Origin of the sequence: Kribbella caucasensis (assembly GCF_004361855.1) — a bacterium.
GTDB classification, from domain to species: domain Bacteria; phylum Actinomycetota; class Actinomycetes; order Propionibacteriales; family Kribbellaceae; genus Kribbella; species Kribbella caucasensis.
Map to the genome: position 1 here is coordinate 254,710 of NZ_SNWQ01000007.1, position 15,856 is coordinate 270,565.

The 15,856-nt window shown below is 69.7% G+C and carries 11 protein-coding genes; 7 read left to right on the forward strand and 4 right to left on the reverse strand.

Annotated features, from left to right (window positions below):
- Window positions 1-39: 39 nt before the first annotated feature.
- A complete protein-coding gene (locus EV643_RS16840) occupies window positions 40-3,654 on the forward strand; it encodes a CHAT domain-containing protein (protein WP_133801016.1) in 3,615 nt (1,204 codons plus the stop codon).
- Window positions 3,655-3,675: 21 nt separating this feature from the next.
- Here the strand turns inward: EV643_RS16840 and EV643_RS16845 are convergent, their stop codons facing one another.
- Window positions 3,676-4,689: an ArsR/SmtB family transcription factor gene (locus EV643_RS16845; protein WP_133801017.1), complete on the reverse strand. Its 1,014-nt coding sequence runs from the start codon at window positions 4,687-4,689 to the stop codon at window positions 3,676-3,678.
- A gap of 94 nt (window positions 4,690-4,783) precedes the next feature.
- Here EV643_RS16845 and EV643_RS16850 point away from each other — a divergent pair, with 94 nt between their 5' ends.
- From EV643_RS16850 to EV643_RS16860, 3 genes are read left to right on the forward strand one after another with little or no spacing between them, the layout of a single operon-like run.
- Window positions 4,784-5,989: an MDR family MFS transporter gene (locus tag EV643_RS16850; protein ID WP_133801018.1), complete on the forward strand. Its 1,206-nt coding sequence runs from the start codon at window positions 4,784-4,786 to the stop codon at window positions 5,987-5,989.
- A complete protein-coding gene (locus tag EV643_RS16855) occupies window positions 5,986-6,603 on the forward strand; it encodes an HAD family hydrolase (protein WP_133801019.1) in 618 nt (205 codons plus the stop codon). Before EV643_RS16850 ends, EV643_RS16855 begins: the two co-directional genes overlap by 4 nt.
- Before the next feature lies 1 nt (window position 6,604).
- Window positions 6,605-6,832 carry an RING finger protein gene (locus EV643_RS16860; protein ID WP_133801020.1) on the forward strand — a complete coding sequence of 76 codons (228 nt, stop codon included), beginning with the start codon at window positions 6,605-6,607 and terminating at the stop codon, window positions 6,830-6,832.
- Between the two features lie 1,043 nt (window positions 6,833-7,875).
- On the opposite strand, the gene EV643_RS46710 is transcribed toward EV643_RS16860, so the two are convergent.
- From EV643_RS46710 to EV643_RS16880, 3 genes are all read right to left on the reverse strand, one after another.
- Complete coding sequence (locus tag EV643_RS46710; RefSeq protein ID WP_305000403.1) at window positions 7,876-9,861, reverse strand: DUF222 domain-containing protein; 1,986 nt, start codon at window positions 9,859-9,861, stop codon at window positions 7,876-7,878.
- A gap of 142 nt (window positions 9,862-10,003) precedes the next feature.
- The gene (locus tag EV643_RS16875) at window positions 10,004-11,245 is read right to left on the reverse strand and encodes a hypothetical protein (RefSeq protein WP_238165626.1); all 1,242 of its coding nucleotides are present in this window, start codon (window positions 11,243-11,245) and stop codon (window positions 10,004-10,006) included.
- Window positions 11,246-11,249: 4 nt separating this feature from the next.
- Window positions 11,250-12,716: a C39 family peptidase gene (locus tag EV643_RS16880; protein ID WP_133801021.1), complete on the reverse strand. Its 1,467-nt coding sequence runs from the start codon at window positions 12,714-12,716 to the stop codon at window positions 11,250-11,252.
- 128 nt (window positions 12,717-12,844) lie between these two features.
- Between EV643_RS16880 and def the strand changes: the two genes are divergently transcribed.
- The 3 genes from def to EV643_RS16895 are packed head-to-tail and all read left to right on the forward strand — an operon-like array spanning window position 12,845 to window position 15,817.
- Window positions 12,845-13,393, forward strand: a complete 549-nt coding sequence (gene def / locus EV643_RS16885) for a peptide deformylase (protein ID WP_133801022.1) — start codon at window positions 12,845-12,847, stop codon at window positions 13,391-13,393.
- Window positions 13,390-14,388, forward strand: coding sequence for a methionyl-tRNA formyltransferase (gene fmt, locus EV643_RS16890; protein WP_133801023.1), 999 nt, complete (start codon window positions 13,390-13,392; stop codon window positions 14,386-14,388). The genes def and fmt overlap by 4 nt, the downstream gene beginning before the upstream one ends.
- Window positions 14,389-14,431: 43 nt before the next feature.
- Window positions 14,432-15,817 carry an RsmB/NOP family class I SAM-dependent RNA methyltransferase gene (locus tag EV643_RS16895; protein WP_133801024.1) on the forward strand — a complete coding sequence of 462 codons (1,386 nt, stop codon included), beginning with the start codon at window positions 14,432-14,434 and terminating at the stop codon, window positions 15,815-15,817.
- Window positions 15,818-15,856 lie beyond the last annotated feature (39 nt).

Genomic DNA, 15,856 nt, shown 5'->3' on the forward strand with positions numbered 1-15,856 from the left:
AGTGATCATAGTCACCCTGCGCTTCACTAGGGTGACCGCATGCGCTGGCGGAAGAAGCGGGAACCGATCGACGACCCGGCTGACGAGTCCGAAGTACACCCGACGGCTGCCGTACTGAGTGAGCTGCAGGCTACCGTCGCCGCTGCCAAGCAGGCCGGTGACGTAGCAGCGCTGACCGGCGCGATCGACGAGTTCGAGCGAGTACTGCGCCCGATGGCTGCCGACGATTTCTACCGCGGGATCGGCCTGCACATCTTGGGTGAGGCCCTCGGATTCCGCTATCGGCTGGCCGGGGATCCTGACGACCTCCGGTCCGCGGTGAAGCGAGGCGGGCAGGCCGCCGCGACCACAGCACCAGACGATCCCCAGCGCTTCATCATGCTGGCGGTGCTCGCGAGCCATTGCCGGCAGCTGTTCAAGGTGACCGGCCGGCGGGCCGACATCGACGCGGCGATCAAGTGGGGGTCGGAGTCACTGGACCTCGCGCCCGCGGACGACCAGTTCAAGGCCGAGAAGTTCCACAACCTTGCTGTGGCTCACCAGCTTCGCTTCGAGCTCACGGGTGCGGTCAAGGACCAGGACACCATGGCCGCGCTGTACGAGAAGTCGCTCACCGCAGCCGGCAACGAGCGGGTGGATCACCCGGCAGTGCTGTCGACGATGCGCAACGCCGCCATGGACAAGTTCGTCCGGACCGGGCAGCCGGAGCTCCTCGACCGGGCGATCGAGTGGGGCGAACGGGCGCTGGAGGATGACGACCCGGCGGTCGTGAGTAGCCAGTCGTTCCTGCTTGCCTATATCTACAACGAGCGATACGACCTGGCGAATTCGCTCGCGGATGCCGAGGCGACGATCCGCCATGCCGAGGTGGCTCTGGCCGGAACCCACCCGGACGCCGAAGACCGGGCCTCTGTCCTGTTCCTGGTCGCCGAGGGCTACCGGCGCCGGTCCGATCAGGTCGGGTCGCGTGCCGATGTGGAGACCGGCATCGAGCGGCTCGAACAGGCGGTGGCCGCGGCCAGGACCGATGATCCGCAGCGGGCCAGGTTTCTGTCCAACCTCTGTGTGGACTACACGTGGCTCTTCGAGCTCACCGGTGACCCGGAGGCGTTGGCAACCGCGATCGATCGCGGCGAGCAGGCAGCCGCGGCGACTCGGGTGTCGGATCCAGACCATCTGCAAATCCTCGGTCACCTGTCGACGGCGTACTCGGCCAAGTACGGCCTCTCGGCCGATCCGGACGACCTGGAGGCCGCCATCGCGATGAACCAGCGGCTGGTGGCCAGTCCGGCAGTGCGCAGCCAGGCTCGCGCCGCGGCGCTGGCGAATCTCGCGACCCTGTACTTCGATCGGCACGCGCGGTTCGGCGCGGCAGCCGATCTGGACGCCGGCATCACGGCCGGTGCCGAGGCTCTCGAGCTGCTTCCTGCGACGGGCCCCGATCGCAGCGCCGGTCTGTCGAATCTCGCGGTCGGCCGGCGCAGGAGATACGACCTGTTCGGTGCGGTCGCCGACCTGGACGCTGCTATCGAGCTGGGGGAGCAGGCGGCCCAGGCGCTGCCAGCGGACCATCCGCACCGGCCGAGCCGGCTGACCAACCTGGCTGTCGCGTACGCCGAACGATTCCAGCGGGTCCGGAATTCCGCCGATCTCGACACCGCGATCGAGCATTCGGAGCAAGCTGTCGCCGCGGGCAGGCCGCTCAAGCACGACGAGCTCGGCATGGCATTCGGCAATCTGAGCGGTTACTACCTCGAGCGCTTCGACATCGGCGGCCAGGTCTCCGATCTGGAGGCAGGTGTGGAGCGGGCCGAGCAGGCGGTGGCCGCGGTCGGAGCCGATCATCCCCGCTGGGCCGGCTACTGCTCGGCGCTCGCCCGGGCCCTGCTGGATCGCTACCGATACGCCGGTGACGCCGCCGACCTGGACGACAGCATCGACTTGCTCGAGGCAGCGCTTGCCGCGACCCCGGTGGAACGGCCTGCCCGGGGCGGCCTGGTCGCCAATCTCGCGATCACCTATCGGGAGATGGCCAAGCGCTGGCCCTTGCCCGACGGCGCGTTGGGTGAGTTGATCGAGGCCGTGTCTCAGCCGTCGTCCGACTCGCCGGTGGACGAGGCCGCGCGCTACACGAACGTCGGGATGCTGGCGATGGAGACCGGTGCGATGCCGGCGGCCGCGGCGATGTTCCGGGCAGCGGTCGAGCTGTTGCCGCGGTGCGCTCCGCGAGGGCTGGACTGGTCGGATCAGGTGCACCAGCTGTCCGGCAGCCGCGGCTTGATGGGGCGTGCTGTCGCTACGCATCTGGCGATCGGAGACGTGGCGGGTGCGGTCGAGCTGGCCGAGTTGGGTCGCGGGATCCTGGTATCGGACGAGCTGGACGCGCGCGCGGATCTCACCGAGCTGGCGCGGTCGGCTCCGGAGCTGGCCGAGGACTTCACCCGGATCCGCGAGCGACTCGATCAGCAAGGACCTGCCGAGAGTGACACCACCCAGGTCACGGCGTGGCTCCTCCAGCGCCGGGAGTTGGCTGACCAGTGGGATCGGCTGATCGGCCAGATCCGTGAGCTCCCTGGCTTCGCCGACTTCCTGGCCCGGCCTCAGATCGGCGATCTCCAGCAGGCCGCCGCGGCCGGCGCGATTGTGCTGGTGAACTCCGGTGAAGCCGGCCGCGACGCTGTTCTGCTGCGTCCCGGTTCCGTTGAACATGTGCCGCTGGACCGTTTGCGGCCGGCCGATGTCGAGGCGCAACTGGGTCGTCTGCTGGGGGTGGAGCGCCAGGGGGACGAGCTGGTCGGCGTTGCGCCGACGGGCGCGACCCACGACCTCCTCGGCTGGCTCTGGGAGACCGTCACGGAACCAGTCCTCACGGCTCTCGGTCACGCTGGCCCGCCGGCCGACGGGGATGTGTTGCCGCGAGTCTGGTGGGTGCCGATCGGGACGTTGGGGCTGCTGCCGCTGCACGCCGCCGGGCTCCCCGGTGGGACCTCGGCTTTGGACTGCGTGGTCAGCTCCTACACGCCCACCGTTCGCACGCTGATCCAGGCTCGGCAGAAGCAGCCCAGCGGCCGGCGTACTCGACTGTCGGTGGCAATGCGGCGAACTCCCGGTCTGCACGATCTGCCCGGCACCGTGGCTGAGGTGAATCACCTGCGCAGGCGTTATCCCGGGTCGGCCGGGCTGTCCGACGCCGGAGCGACGATCGGCTCGGTGCTCGACGCACTGCCGCGGGCGGACTGGGCCCACTTCGCCTGCCATGCGGCGAGTCACCCGACCGAACCGTCGCGTAGCGGGCTGTATCTCCACGACGCCGTCCTCTCGGTCCCCGCGATCAGCAGGCTCCGGCTGCGGACCGGAGAACTGGCCTACCTTTCGGCCTGTTCCACCGGACAGGGCAGCATCGTCCATGCCGATGAGGTGCTGCACCTGGCCTCGGCGTTCCAGCTCGCCGGTTACCGTCACGTCGTCGCGACCCAGTGGGTGGTCGATGATGCGATCGCGGCTCGAGCCAGTCGCCGGTTCTATGACCTGCTCGGCGACTCTGCGAGCGCCGATCCGGCGGCGGTGATCCTCAATGAGGTGACTCGGGAACTGCGCGACCAGTACCCGGGGCAACCGCATCTGTGGGCACCCTTCGTCCACAGCGGTCCCTAGGGTCCCGTGTCGGACACTAGATCAGGCCGTTTGGGACAAGGTGGTTGAGCCTGAGGCGGCCAGTAGGTGGTTGCCGAGGGAGGTGCGGTAGTAGAGGACCGTTCGGCCGTCGCGGCGGGAGTCGACGACGCCCGCGTTGCGCAGGATGCTCAGGTGCGCGCTCAGGGTCGGGGCGGAGAGGTCGAGTTGGTGAGCGAGATGAGTGGTCGACATCGGCAGGTCGAGGTGGCTGACTATCGCGGCTCTGGTGCGGCCGACCAGTTCTGCGAGTGCCGACCCAGTGGTGCCCAGTCCGCTGGTTTCGAGGCGGTTCTCCCACAGCCGGCCGAGGCCGCGTGGGGGATAGGTGAGCATCGGGACGTGCGGTGCCGCGGTGACTCGCAAGGTGGTCGGCCAGGTGAACACGCACGGGATCAGAATCAGGCCCTGCCCGGACAGCACGTCGCCGCCGTAGCAACAGAACGGCCGGTCGATCTCGATGCGGTCGCCGACGAGCCGCACCGATGGATGGAGGTTGCGGAACAGCCGATCGATACCGCCGCTGGCCAGCTCGTCCAGCCGAAACGCCAGATCCTCCTGCAACAGTGCCCGCATCCGTCGCCAGTCTGGCTCGATCGTCCGCTGCCAGTAGCTCCGGAGCGCGCCGGTGATCCGGTCGAGTGCCCTTTCCGGGTCGGCGATCAGGCCAGGCAACAGTGGGTGCGGGGTCCCGTCGTTCAGCATCGTGAGCTCGCGGACGACCAGCTCGGGGGAGGTCGCGGCGATCGCGGCCAGACCGGACTCCAGGCTGGTCGAACGCCGGGGTGGGGCCGGCGTGATGAAGTCGGGGATGTACCCGTCCGCCGGGATGAGGGCCCGGAGCAACGTCAGGTCCGCGCCCTCGACGTACGGGCGGACCTTGCGCAACCACGGTCCGTGCACACTGCCGAGCGAGTTGTTGCTCAGTGCCCGGACACTCGTCACGGTCTCCCAGATCGGCGAGAACGCGAATCTGATCCGGCTCACGTCGTCGGTGCTGAGCTGGAAGCCGATCACGTTCCGAACTCTACGCGGGCGCTGTGGTTGCCGCGAGGATTAGTCCTCTGCCTAATGTTCGACAGCTCGCGGCCCGGCCCGCGAGGCTTGGGGCATGGTCAGTTCCGTTGCTGCCCGGTTGCCCCGGGCGTTCTGGGCGTTGTGGGTGTGCCAGCTGGTCAACCGGCTCGGCAGCTTCGTCCAGCCGTTCCTGGTCCTCTATCTGACCCAGGACCGTCACTTGTCGATCGGTACTGCGGGTGCGGTGGCCGCCGCGGTCGGCGCGGGCTCCGTCGTCTCGCAGCTCGTCGGCGGCTGGTTGTCCGACCGGGTGGGGCGGCGCCGGACGATGCTGATCGGGTTCTTCGGGACCGCGGCGGCGCTGGTCCTGCTCGGGTCGGCCCGGTCGATGGAGACGATCTGGGCCGCGGCCTTCGCCGTCGGGTTGATGGGCGATCTGTTCCGGCCCGCGGTTCAGGCGACCGTGGCCGACCTGCTCCAGCCGAGCGAGCGGGTTCGCGCGTTCGGGTTGCTGTTCTGGGCGATCAACCTCGGCTTCTCCGTGTCCACGGTCAGCGCCGGTGTGCTGGCGTCTGTCGGCTACGGCCTGCTGTTCTGGCTCAACGCCGGTACTTCGGTCGTCGCGGCCCTGGTGATCTGGTCGATGGTGCCGGAGACCCGGCCGGTGGCTTCTGAGGGACCGGCGCGGCCGTTGCTGCCGGTGGTTTTGCGCGACATCACGTTCCTGCTCGTGGTCCTGTTGCAGATCGGGTACGCGACGATCTACTTCCAGGGGTACTCCACGTTGCCCTTGGCGATGGCCGGCGACGGGCTGCCCAGTTCGACGTACGGGCTGGTGATCGCGTTGAACGGGGTCGTGATCGTCGTGGTCCAGCCGTTCGTCGGGCGGTATCTGGCGAAGGTGGACCGATCGAAGCTGCTGGCGGTGTCGATGCTCGTGGTCGGGCTGGGATTCGGGCTCGGCGCGGTCGTGCACAGCTGGTGGGGGTACGGCGTGTCGGTGGTGGTGTGGACGATTGGCGAGATCGGGTTCGCCGCGGTGGTCGGGGCGGTGCTGGCGGATCTCGCGCCGGTCGATCTGCGGGGGCGGTACCTGGGGCTGGCCGGGATGGCGTTCGGGGTGGGCGCGGTGATCGGGCCGGTGCTGGGGACGAACGCGCTCCAGCACCTCGGCGCCACCATGACCTGGCTGATGTGTGCCCTCCTCGGCGTCGTTCTGCTCGCGGGCCAGCTCGCGCTGTCGCCCGCTCTCCGAGCCCGGGCCGCCGCGAACGCCGTAGAAGTAGGGTTGCCTGCATGAGTGAGCGGACAATCGACACTGTCGTCTTCGACATCGGTGGGGTGTTGCTGGACTGGAGCCCGGACTACCTGTACGCCGAGCTGATCCCGGACGCGGACCGGCGGCGCCACTTCCTGACCACGATCGCGACGCCGGAGTGGAACGCCCGGCAGGACGCGGGTCGTCCATGGGCCGAAGCCGTCGCCGAGCTCAGTTCGCTGCACCCCGAGCACTCCGAGTGGATCGAGGCGTACGACGCCGGCTGGCTGAAGATGGCGAAGGGGATCTTCGGGGACACCGCCGAGGTGCTCACCGAACTCCAGGGGCACGGCATCCCGACGTACGCGCTGACCAACTTCTCCGCCGAGAAGTGGGCGGTCGCCAAGGAAGCGTTCGCGATCTTGCGGACGTTCGACGGGGAGGTCGTGTCCGGCCATGAGCAGACGATCAAGCCGGACGAGAAGATCTACCGGATCCTGCTCGATCGCTTCGACCTCGATCCGGCCCGCACGTTCTACACCGACGACATGCAGTACAACGTCGACGGCGCCCGCGCGGCCGGCCTGGACGCAGAACTCTTCACCAACGCCGCCACCCTCCGCGCCCACCTACGCACCCGCGGCCTACCGCTCTAGCGTGTCCCCGTACCGCAACTTGCCAGCCATCCACTCGTTCTGCGTCGCCCGCTTGGAGGAGTCCCACCGCGCAGGCGACGCTGAAGCCCTCAAACTGCGCGCCCGTCTCGAGACCGCCGTACACGCCCTCCGCACCCTGGACCCCGACGCCTGGTGGCAAGCCGAAGACGACATCCGCGCCATAGCCGCCCGCTACACCACTCACCCCGAATACCCACCCTCGGCCTAACCCAGCAACCCTGCCCCCGCCCACGACGCCGGCTCTCCGCGCCCGCTCGTTCCCTGTCAGCGCGCCCCTCGCCCACAACGACTGCCACACCCGCACGACCCACACCCAAGCCGCAATCAATCTCGCTCGCAATCCCACAGACCCACCCCCTCGCTGCGGCACACCACCCGGCACGACATCCCAGCCGCGACAGGCCGCCAGACGTGACACACGACCCGGGCCGCGACACCGCCCGGCGCGACACCTCCCGGCACGACGCACCTCCCGGCACGACGCACCTCCCGGCGCGACACCTCCCGGCACGACGCACCTCCCGGCGCGACACCTCCCGGCACGACGCACCTCCCGGCGCGGCACTCGGCACGGCACATTGCCTGGAACGCGAGACGGCCCGGGCACCTGCAGGCAGTGCGCCCGCTGCGAAAGAACTCGCGGGCAAGACACACGTCCCGGCCAGAAGACACACCTCCGGGCACATCAGGCCGCCCGGCGCGACTCACGGCCTGGGGCGACACCTCCCGGAGCGACACACGGCCCGCCCGCACGCCTCCCGGCATCGACCCGGCGGGACAGGCCGCCCGGCTGGACACGCGGCCCGGGGCGCGACACGACCCGGAACGAGAAACCTCCCCGGGGTGGCACTCGGCACGGCACACCGCCCGGAACGCAAGACGGCCCGCGCGCCACCCGGCAGCACACGCCTCCCGGCACGACAGGCCGCTCGGCGCGACACACGGCCTGGGACGCGACACCACTAGGAACGCGAGCCCGCTCAGCCTCCTGGCTTGCCCCCGGCGCGACAGAGCTCTCGGCACCACACACCTCCCGGCACGACAGGCCGCCCGGCACGAGCACACGGCCCGGGACGCGACCCGGCTCGATCGACCTGGGACGGGCACCACCTGGGACGGGCACCACCTGGGACGGGCACCACCTGGGACGGGCACCACCTGGGACGGATGGGCTGGATCTGCGCGTGGGCTAGTGGTGCAGGTGGCAGGGCAGGTCGAGTTGCCGGCGGGGATCCGGTGGCGCCGCGTGGATCAGTCGACTCCGGCGGTGGCGGGCGGCGAGTCGGCGTGCGGTGTGATGGGTTGAGTGGGGTCGTCGGCCCAGGGGTCTGGGTAGTCGGCGACGTCGCGGTAGTCGGCGAGGTTGCGGCGTAGCTGGTCGGCAATGGAATTGCCGAGTGGGCGGGAGAGCTCGCCGAGGGCGTGGGGCACCTGACCGGGTGGGTTGGGCACTGGGTCGGACGGTACACCTACTCGGTCCGCCCGGTGGGCGGGGTCGGGCCCGGGACTGCCGCCGGGCCCGGGACTGCCGTCGAGCCCGGGACTGCCGTCGAGCCCGGGGCCGCCGTCGGGCGCGGATCTGCTACCGGTGGCAGGAGGACCGCCGGGCGCGGGACTACTACCGCTCGCAGGTCTACCGCCGGATGCGGGATTGCTGTCGGACGCAGGTGGACCACCGGACGCGGTACTGCTGGCGGGCGCGGGTCTGCTACTGGGCGCGGGTCTCGTGCCGGGCGCGGGACTACTACCGGACGCAGGTGCACCACCGGTCGCGGGACTGCTGGCGGGAGCAGGTCTGCTACCGGGCGCGGGTCTCGTGCCGGGTGGTTCCACGCCGGTGCCGGTGCCGGGGGTGCCGGGGGTGCCGGTGCCGGGTGGTGGGTTGGTGGACCGGGGGTCTGGTGGTGGGTTGGTGGGGGTGGCCCAGCCGGGGCGGGACAGCACCGGGCGGCCGTTGAGCATGGTGATGGTCCAGTGGCCGTGGTGCACGTCGATGTGGTCGGCCTTGCACAACAGGACCAGGTTGTCGACGCGGGTCGGGCCGCCGTTGGCCCAGTGGATGATGTGGTGGGCCTCGCACATCGCGGGTGGGGCGCCGCAGACCACGCAGCCCTTGTCGCGGGTGTTCAGGGCACGGCGCATGGCGCGGTTGACGAACCGTTCCTCGGTGCCGACATCCAAGGGTTCGGAGTTCGCGCCGAGGACCAGCGGGATGATGCCGGCGTCGCAGGCCAGCCGGCGGATCGCGGCGGCGGACAGGGTGCCGCCGTGGGCGAGGTCGCCGGTGCCGGTGCCGGCCAGCAGGTCGGCCAGGTTGATGGTGACGGTGATGTGGGGTTTGATGCCGCCGTGTCCGGGCGCGGCCGCACCGGTCCCGGCGGCGACGGTCAGGGCGGTGACGAGGCCGTCGGCGTGGCGTTTGCCGCGGGTGCGGGGATCGGGCCGCCCGTCGGGGGTCTTGTGGGGTTTCGCGCCGGCGAAGATCACTGTCTGCAGCAGTTCGGCGTTGTCGGCGGCGAGGAAGCCGCCGAACTGGATGCCGTCGTCGCGGCGTTTCAGCCACAGGGTTTCCTTGGCGTGGGCGCGTTTCTCGGCCGGTTCGGCGCCGTCGGTGTCGAGCCGGTCGCGGACCTGTTTGCCCATCTTGCGCAGTTCGCCCGGTGACAGTAGTTGCGCGGCTCGTACCATCTGTTCCTCGGCGACCCGCAGATTCTCCACCGGCACGTTCGCCGCGGCCGGGACCCGCTCCAGGGCGTCGATGATCGCCTCGGCCTGGCCCGGATGCAGCACCAGCGGGCCACCCTCCCCGCCATCCTCCACACCACCGCCCGGGGCGGCGGCCGCGGCACCCACATCACCGTCGGCGCCCGAGTCCCTGCCCGCGTCCGTGCCGTCGCCCGGGTCCGCGTCGGTGCCCGTGGACGCGTCGGTGTCGGGGTTCGCGTTGGTGGTGGGGTCGGTGTGGAGGGCGGCGTTGACTGCCTCGTACTTGGGGAGGGCTTTGGCGGTTTTGAGGTCGTGGCGGACGGCGGTGGGGTCGAGGCGGTGGCGGATGGCGATGAGTTGGACGGTGTTGCGGGCGCCGATTTCGGTGGCGTGGCCGTTGGCGTCGAGGGCGGCCAGCAGTTCGAGGCGGTAGGTGTTCATTCGGTTGAGGTCGGCCTGGAGTGTGTCGAGGGCGGCCAGCATGTCGCTGCCGCTCATCGACCACACGGGCCGTTGCTCCAACCGTTCCATGGTTAGAACCCTAGCCGAGGCCGCCGACAGTTTTCGGGCCGGAAGGCCTTATCTACAAGGGATTCCAGGATTGGCATGTTCCGGCCAAGTTGTCCACAGGCATCCACATGATGTGCGGAACCCGGCCGCCAAGTCGATATTCTTAAGTCGTTGGGAGTTGGAGGGCCTCGGTGTACTTCGGGGTCGCGCCGAGGTGGGCGGCCTCGATGAAGAGAGTGTGGTCCTGGCAGACGGGAGCAGTGATGGCGGTGTTGGGTGGGGAGGTGTAGATGGGTTGCGGCCCGGAGAGGGTGGGTTGCCAGCGGAGGACTTGGTAGGACTCGGCGCCGTTCGTTGTGGTGCGGGATTCCCAGTGGATCCAGTTGCCGCAGGCGACGATCGTGTCGGTGATGATCGGGCCCAGAGATTGGGCCGGGGCGTCTGTGGACTCGCGGAGGTAGGCGCGGCTTTGGTACTGGTCGGGGTCCGTCGCGCCGACCTCTGACCAGATTGTTGCTCCACGCAAGGAAGCGCCGCTCCACTGGATGCAGGTCCGGGTCGCCGGGATCGGCCGGGCGGGTCCGGCGGACAGGGAGGCGGTCAGTAGGCGCTTGCATCGTTGGGGTGTCTGCGGCGCGGTGATCTCGCTGAACGTGACCGAATCGCCCGACACCACCGGATCGGCGACGTACCCGGGATCCGGCACGCACGTCACGGTGCGCGCGGTCAGCGAGTCGAGGGCGGCGACCACGAGGCAGGAGCGGCTCCGGCTGTCTGTGCTGCTGTAGGCGAAGATCCCGTTGTACGCGCCGATCTCGGGTTCGGAGATCCGGGGAAGCCCTTTCTGCTTGGCCAGGTCCGTCCTCTTGCCGGTGGTCAGGTCGTAGCGGTACGCGCGGATCTCTGGGCTCGAGCCGTCGGACCGGATCTCCTCGATCAGCGCCCACCGGTCGTCGATCACCACGGGCGACTGGGCGACGAATCCGGCGGCGGGAGCATGCCGTACGACGACCTGGTGGCTGGCGCGGTCGGTCACGGTGGTGGTGCCGGCGTCATCGCTCGCCCTCGTGACCAGATACTTCCGCTGCTGGGTGACGATGTGCTGGCCGTCGACCGGTTGGCGGAGGATCCTCGTCCAGGTTGGTGTACCGGTGGGGCTCGCTGGGGATGAGGTCGGCGTACCGGACGTGTTCGGCGCACCCGGCGTACTGGATAGGCCCGGGGAAACGGACCCGCCCGGCGTACTGGATAGGCCCGGGGAATCGGACCCGCCCGGCGTGACGGACCCGCCCGGGGAACCGGACGCGCCCGATGTACCGGGGGAGCTTTCTGGTGATCCCGAGCAGGCCGTGGTGAGCAGGGCGAGGATGGCCAGTGGGATCAGGGCTGGGTGGGGACGGCACATTCGGTCAGAGGCCGATGTTCTTGAACTGGTTGGCGAGAGTGGCGTTGAACAGTGCCGAGGCGGGGATGTTCTTCGGGCCGTCGGTGACGTTGCCGCGGCTGTTGAACCGGCGTTCGTCAAACACCTCGAAGATCCCGATCGTGCCGGTGTTCCGGTCGTAGCCGCGGCCGACCTGGTAGTGCCCGCTGTGGTTGAACGCGAGGTACGGGAAGTATCGCTTGAGCAGCTGGACGTGCTCGATCACCGGTGCTGGGGCGCCGTCGCCGAGGTGGTTCTGGTGTACGTCGAAGAACTTCTGCGGGGTCCAGTGGCCGACGTTCTGGACGATGTAGGTGCCGGCCGCGATGTCCCACTTGGTCTTCAGGTTGGTCTGCTGCACCATCGCCGAGATCCCCGTCCCGGAGGAGGTGGTGCCGAGGTCCTTGGCCCACGACGCCTGGGTGTCCCGCTGGTTGTCGTCGGCCCAGTCGATCGACTGGAACGTGGCCGGGCCGCACCAATATCCCTTCTCCTGCGAGGTCTGGTAGCCCTTCATGATGTAGTTCGACACCGGCAGCGGCTTGACCGGAGTTGGTGTCTCCACCGGCGGCGGCGAAGGCTTGGTCGGGGTGGCAGTCGGAGTGCCGGTCGGGGGCGCGGTCGGCGTTGGCGTGCCGGTCGGAGTCGGCGTGGGGGTCCCCGTCGGAGTAGGTGTTCCGGTCGGCATAGGTGTTGCGGTCGACTCGGGCGTGCCGGGTTGAGGGGTGCTTGGCGGGTTGCGGTCGGCATCTAGGAGGCGGAGGGCTCGGGCCTTGTCGCGGCCGTCCCAGGCGGACTGCATCTCCTCGAGTTCGGCGGTTACCCGGGCGCTCTCCGGCAGTGCGGTCCGCTCGGCCACGAACTCGGCCGGGCTCAGTGCTCCCGTCGCGACCGGCTCCACCACGGCGGGCTCAACTGTCGCGGGCTCCATCGTGGCGGGCTCGGTCGCGGTTCTCGGGGAGGTTGCCGGGTCGCTTGCGTCCGGCGTACTGACGGCTTCGCTCAGCTGGGCGCCGGTCGGCAGTTGGTCGACGAAGCCGAGGCCGAGGCAGTAGTTCTCGTCCTCGAGCTTGAAGCAGCGCATCACCTGGGTCGCCTGGTCGGCGGCGGAGGCGGAGGCGCGGAGCACCGCATCGTCCGGCGAGGTCTCGGTCACCTGCTTGACCACCTCGCTCCAGCTCCGCGCGGCGGGCGGCTCCGGCACCGGATCACCGGTCGGTGCGGGCGTAGGCAGGATGGTCGGCCCCGTTGGCGGTGCGGTTGTCGACCCGGTTGTCGGCCAAGTCGGCGGCGCTGTTGGCGGCGTGGTGACCGGCGTGGTGGCCGGCGGTGCTGCGGGTGGGGACGGATCAGACGGTTCAGGCATTTCATAAGCGGCGGCCAGGGGCGTCTGCGCGAGCAGAGCACCCAGCAGAACCAATGCGGCGGCGGCCCCCCGTGTCGCTGTGGCCATGGTGTCTCCCGTTGGGCGTGTGACTGATGTGACTGTAGGTACGCCTGTGACCACAGTACGTGCTGACAAGCTTCAGCGGGAGAGGGCCCTAGACTTGTCAGGTCCTGCTTCGAGTGTGTGGAGTCTGTGTGCCGGTCCAACCCATCCGTCTGTTCGGTGATCCCATCCTGACCGCGAAGGCCGAGCCGGTCGTCGACTTCGACGCGGAGCTCCGGCGCCTCGTCGCCGACCTCGCCGACACGATGCAGGCGGCGCCCGGCCATGGTCTTGCAGCGCCACAGATCGGGGTCGGTCTGCGCGTGTTCACGTATTTCGTCGACGGCGAGCTCGGCCATCTGGTGAATCCCGAGCTCACGCTGTCCGCCGAGGACCAGTTCGGCCCCGAGGGCTGCCTGTCGATCCCCGGTCTCACCTTCGACTGCCGCCGGGCCGAACACGTGATCGCCAAGGGCTTCAACATGTACGGCGATCCCGTGGTGATCGAGGGCTCCGACCTGCTGTCCCGGTGCATCCAGCACGAGACCGACCACCTGGACGGCGTACTGTTCGTCGACCGGCTCGACACCGAGACCCGGAAGGCCGCGATGAAGGCGATCCGGGAGGCGGAGTGGTCCGGCCTGTCCGGTCCACCGAAGGTCAAGGTCTCGCCCCACCCGATGAACGGATTCGGCCTGTGAGACTCGTCTTCGCCGGCACCCCCGAGGTCGCCGTCATCGCACTCGAGGCGATCGTTGCCAGCAGCCACGAAGTGGTTGCCGTCGTCACCCGTCCGGACGCTCCGGCCGGCCGCGGCCGCAGACTGGTCGCGTCGCCGGTCGCCGAGTACGCCGAAAAGCTGGGCATCGAAGTGCTCAAACCGGTCAAGCCGAGCGACCCGGAGTTCCTGGCCCGGCTGCGGGAGATCGCGCCGGACAGTTGCCCGGTGGTCGCGTACGGCGGGTTGCTGCCGCAGGCCGCGCTCGACATTCCGCCGCACGGCTGGATCAACCTGCACTTCTCCGTGCTCCCCGCCTGGCGTGGGGCCGCCCCGGTTCAGCACGCGATCATCGCCGGCGACGACGTGACCGGTGCGAGCACGTTCCGCATCGTCAAGGCGCTCGACGCCGGCCCCGTGTACGGCGTACTGACTGAGCCGATCGGCCCGAAGGACACCTCGGGCGATCTCCTGACCCGGCTCGCGCGGTCCGGTGCGAAGTTGCTGGCCGACACCCTGGACGGCGTCGAAGCCGGCGTCCTGGAGGCTCGGGAGCAGCCCGAGGACGGCGTGACGTTCGCGCCGAAGCTCACCGTCGAGGACGCCGAACTCGACCTGCGCACACCGGCGCAACGCGTCGATCGGCTGGTCCGCGGCTGCAACCCGGCGCCGGGCGCGTGGACGACGTTCCGCGGCGAACGGCTGAAGGTGCTCGCCGTCGAACTGAACGCCGGCGGCGCCACGGTCGGCGAGGGCCACGAGGGTCGCGAGGGCGCCGAGGGCCGCGAGAGTGGTGAGGGCGCTGAGGAGCTCAAGCCCGGCGAGATCCGGGCCACCAAGTCGCGCGTCACCGTCGGCACCGGCAGCAAACCGATCGACTTCGTCACGGTCCAGCCGCAGGGCAAGAAGCCGATGCCCGCGGCCGACTGGGCCCGCGGCGTGCGCCTCACCGACGGCGACCGGTTAGGTCGTGTCTGATGGTTTCCTGCAGTCGCGGCCTAGGCCCCAGGTGAGTGCGCGAATGAGCGACCGGAATCCCCGCAACCGCGCCCCGCAACGCCGCCCCGATCCGGTCCGCCGGCTCGCGTACCAGGTGATCCGCCAGGTCAACGGCGACGACGGCTACGCGAACCTGGCCCTGAACAAGGCGCTCCGCGACCAGCGCCTCGGCGGTCGCGACGCCGCGTTCGCCACCGAACTCGTGCACGGAACCCTCCGCTGGCAGGGCACGTACGACGCGTTCCTCGCGCGCAGCGTGTCCCGTCCGCTGGCCGACCTCGATCCGGAACTCCTCGACCTCCTCCGCCTCGGCACACACCAGTTGCTGCGGATGCGAGTCGACTCGTACGCCGCGGTCAGCGAGATGGTGACGCTCACCCGGTCCGCGGTCGGCCAGAGCCGGTCCGGTCTCGTCAACGCCGTACTCCGCAAGATCAGCCAGCGATCCCTGGACCAGTGGATCACCGCGGTCGCCCCTCATCCCGACGAAGACCTGCCCGGCTACCTCGCCATCGCCAAGTCCCATCCCCGTTGGGTCATCGACGCCTTCGCCAACGCCCTCGCGTCCGACTCAAACGAGTTGGAGGCACTGCTTGACGCCGACAACGAGCCGCCTCGGGTGACGTTGGTGGCGCGACCGGGGCTCGCCGAGGTGGACGAGCTCGTCGCCGCCGGAGCCACGCGTACCCGCTGGTCGCAGTACGGCGCTGTCCTGCAGGGCGGAGGTGATCCCGGGCGGATCGCAGCGGTCGCCACAGGGCGGGCAGGTGTCCAGGACGAGGGGTCACAGCTGGTCGCGACGGCGTTGGCGACGGCTCCGCTCGACGGCAATGACACCAAGTGGCTCGACCTGTGCGCGGGGCCTGGTGGCAAGTCGGCGCTGCTGGCCGCGCTGGTCAATGAGCGGGACGGCAAGCTGACGGCGGTGGAGCCGCTTAAGCACCGGGCCGAGCTGGTTCGCTCCAACCTGCGCGCGGTGCCCGGTGAGCACCAGGTGCTCGTGGGGGACGGGACGAAGCCGACCTGGCCGGCCGGGTGGTACGACCGGGTGCTGGCGGATGTGCCGTGCAGCGGACTGGGTGCCTTGCGCCGTCGGCCGGAGGCGCGCTGGCGGCGTACTCCGGCGGACATCAAGGAACTGCGGCCGCTGCAGGAGTCGTTGCTCGAATCGGCGATCACGTCGGTCCGGCCGGGCGGAGTGGTCGCGTACGTGACATGCTCGCCGCATCCGCACGAGACGCATGAGGTGGTCGACGCCGTGCTCGCGAGCCGTGGAGACGCGGTACTGGAGGACGCGCGCGAGTTGTTCCCAGGGGTGCCGTCGCTGGGGGCGGGCCCGGATGTGCAGCTGTGGCCGCATGTGCACGGCACGGACGCGATGTACCTGGCGCTGATCCGGCGTACCTGATCGCGCTGTGAGCCTGATCGCAGTGTGGACCCGGTGTCA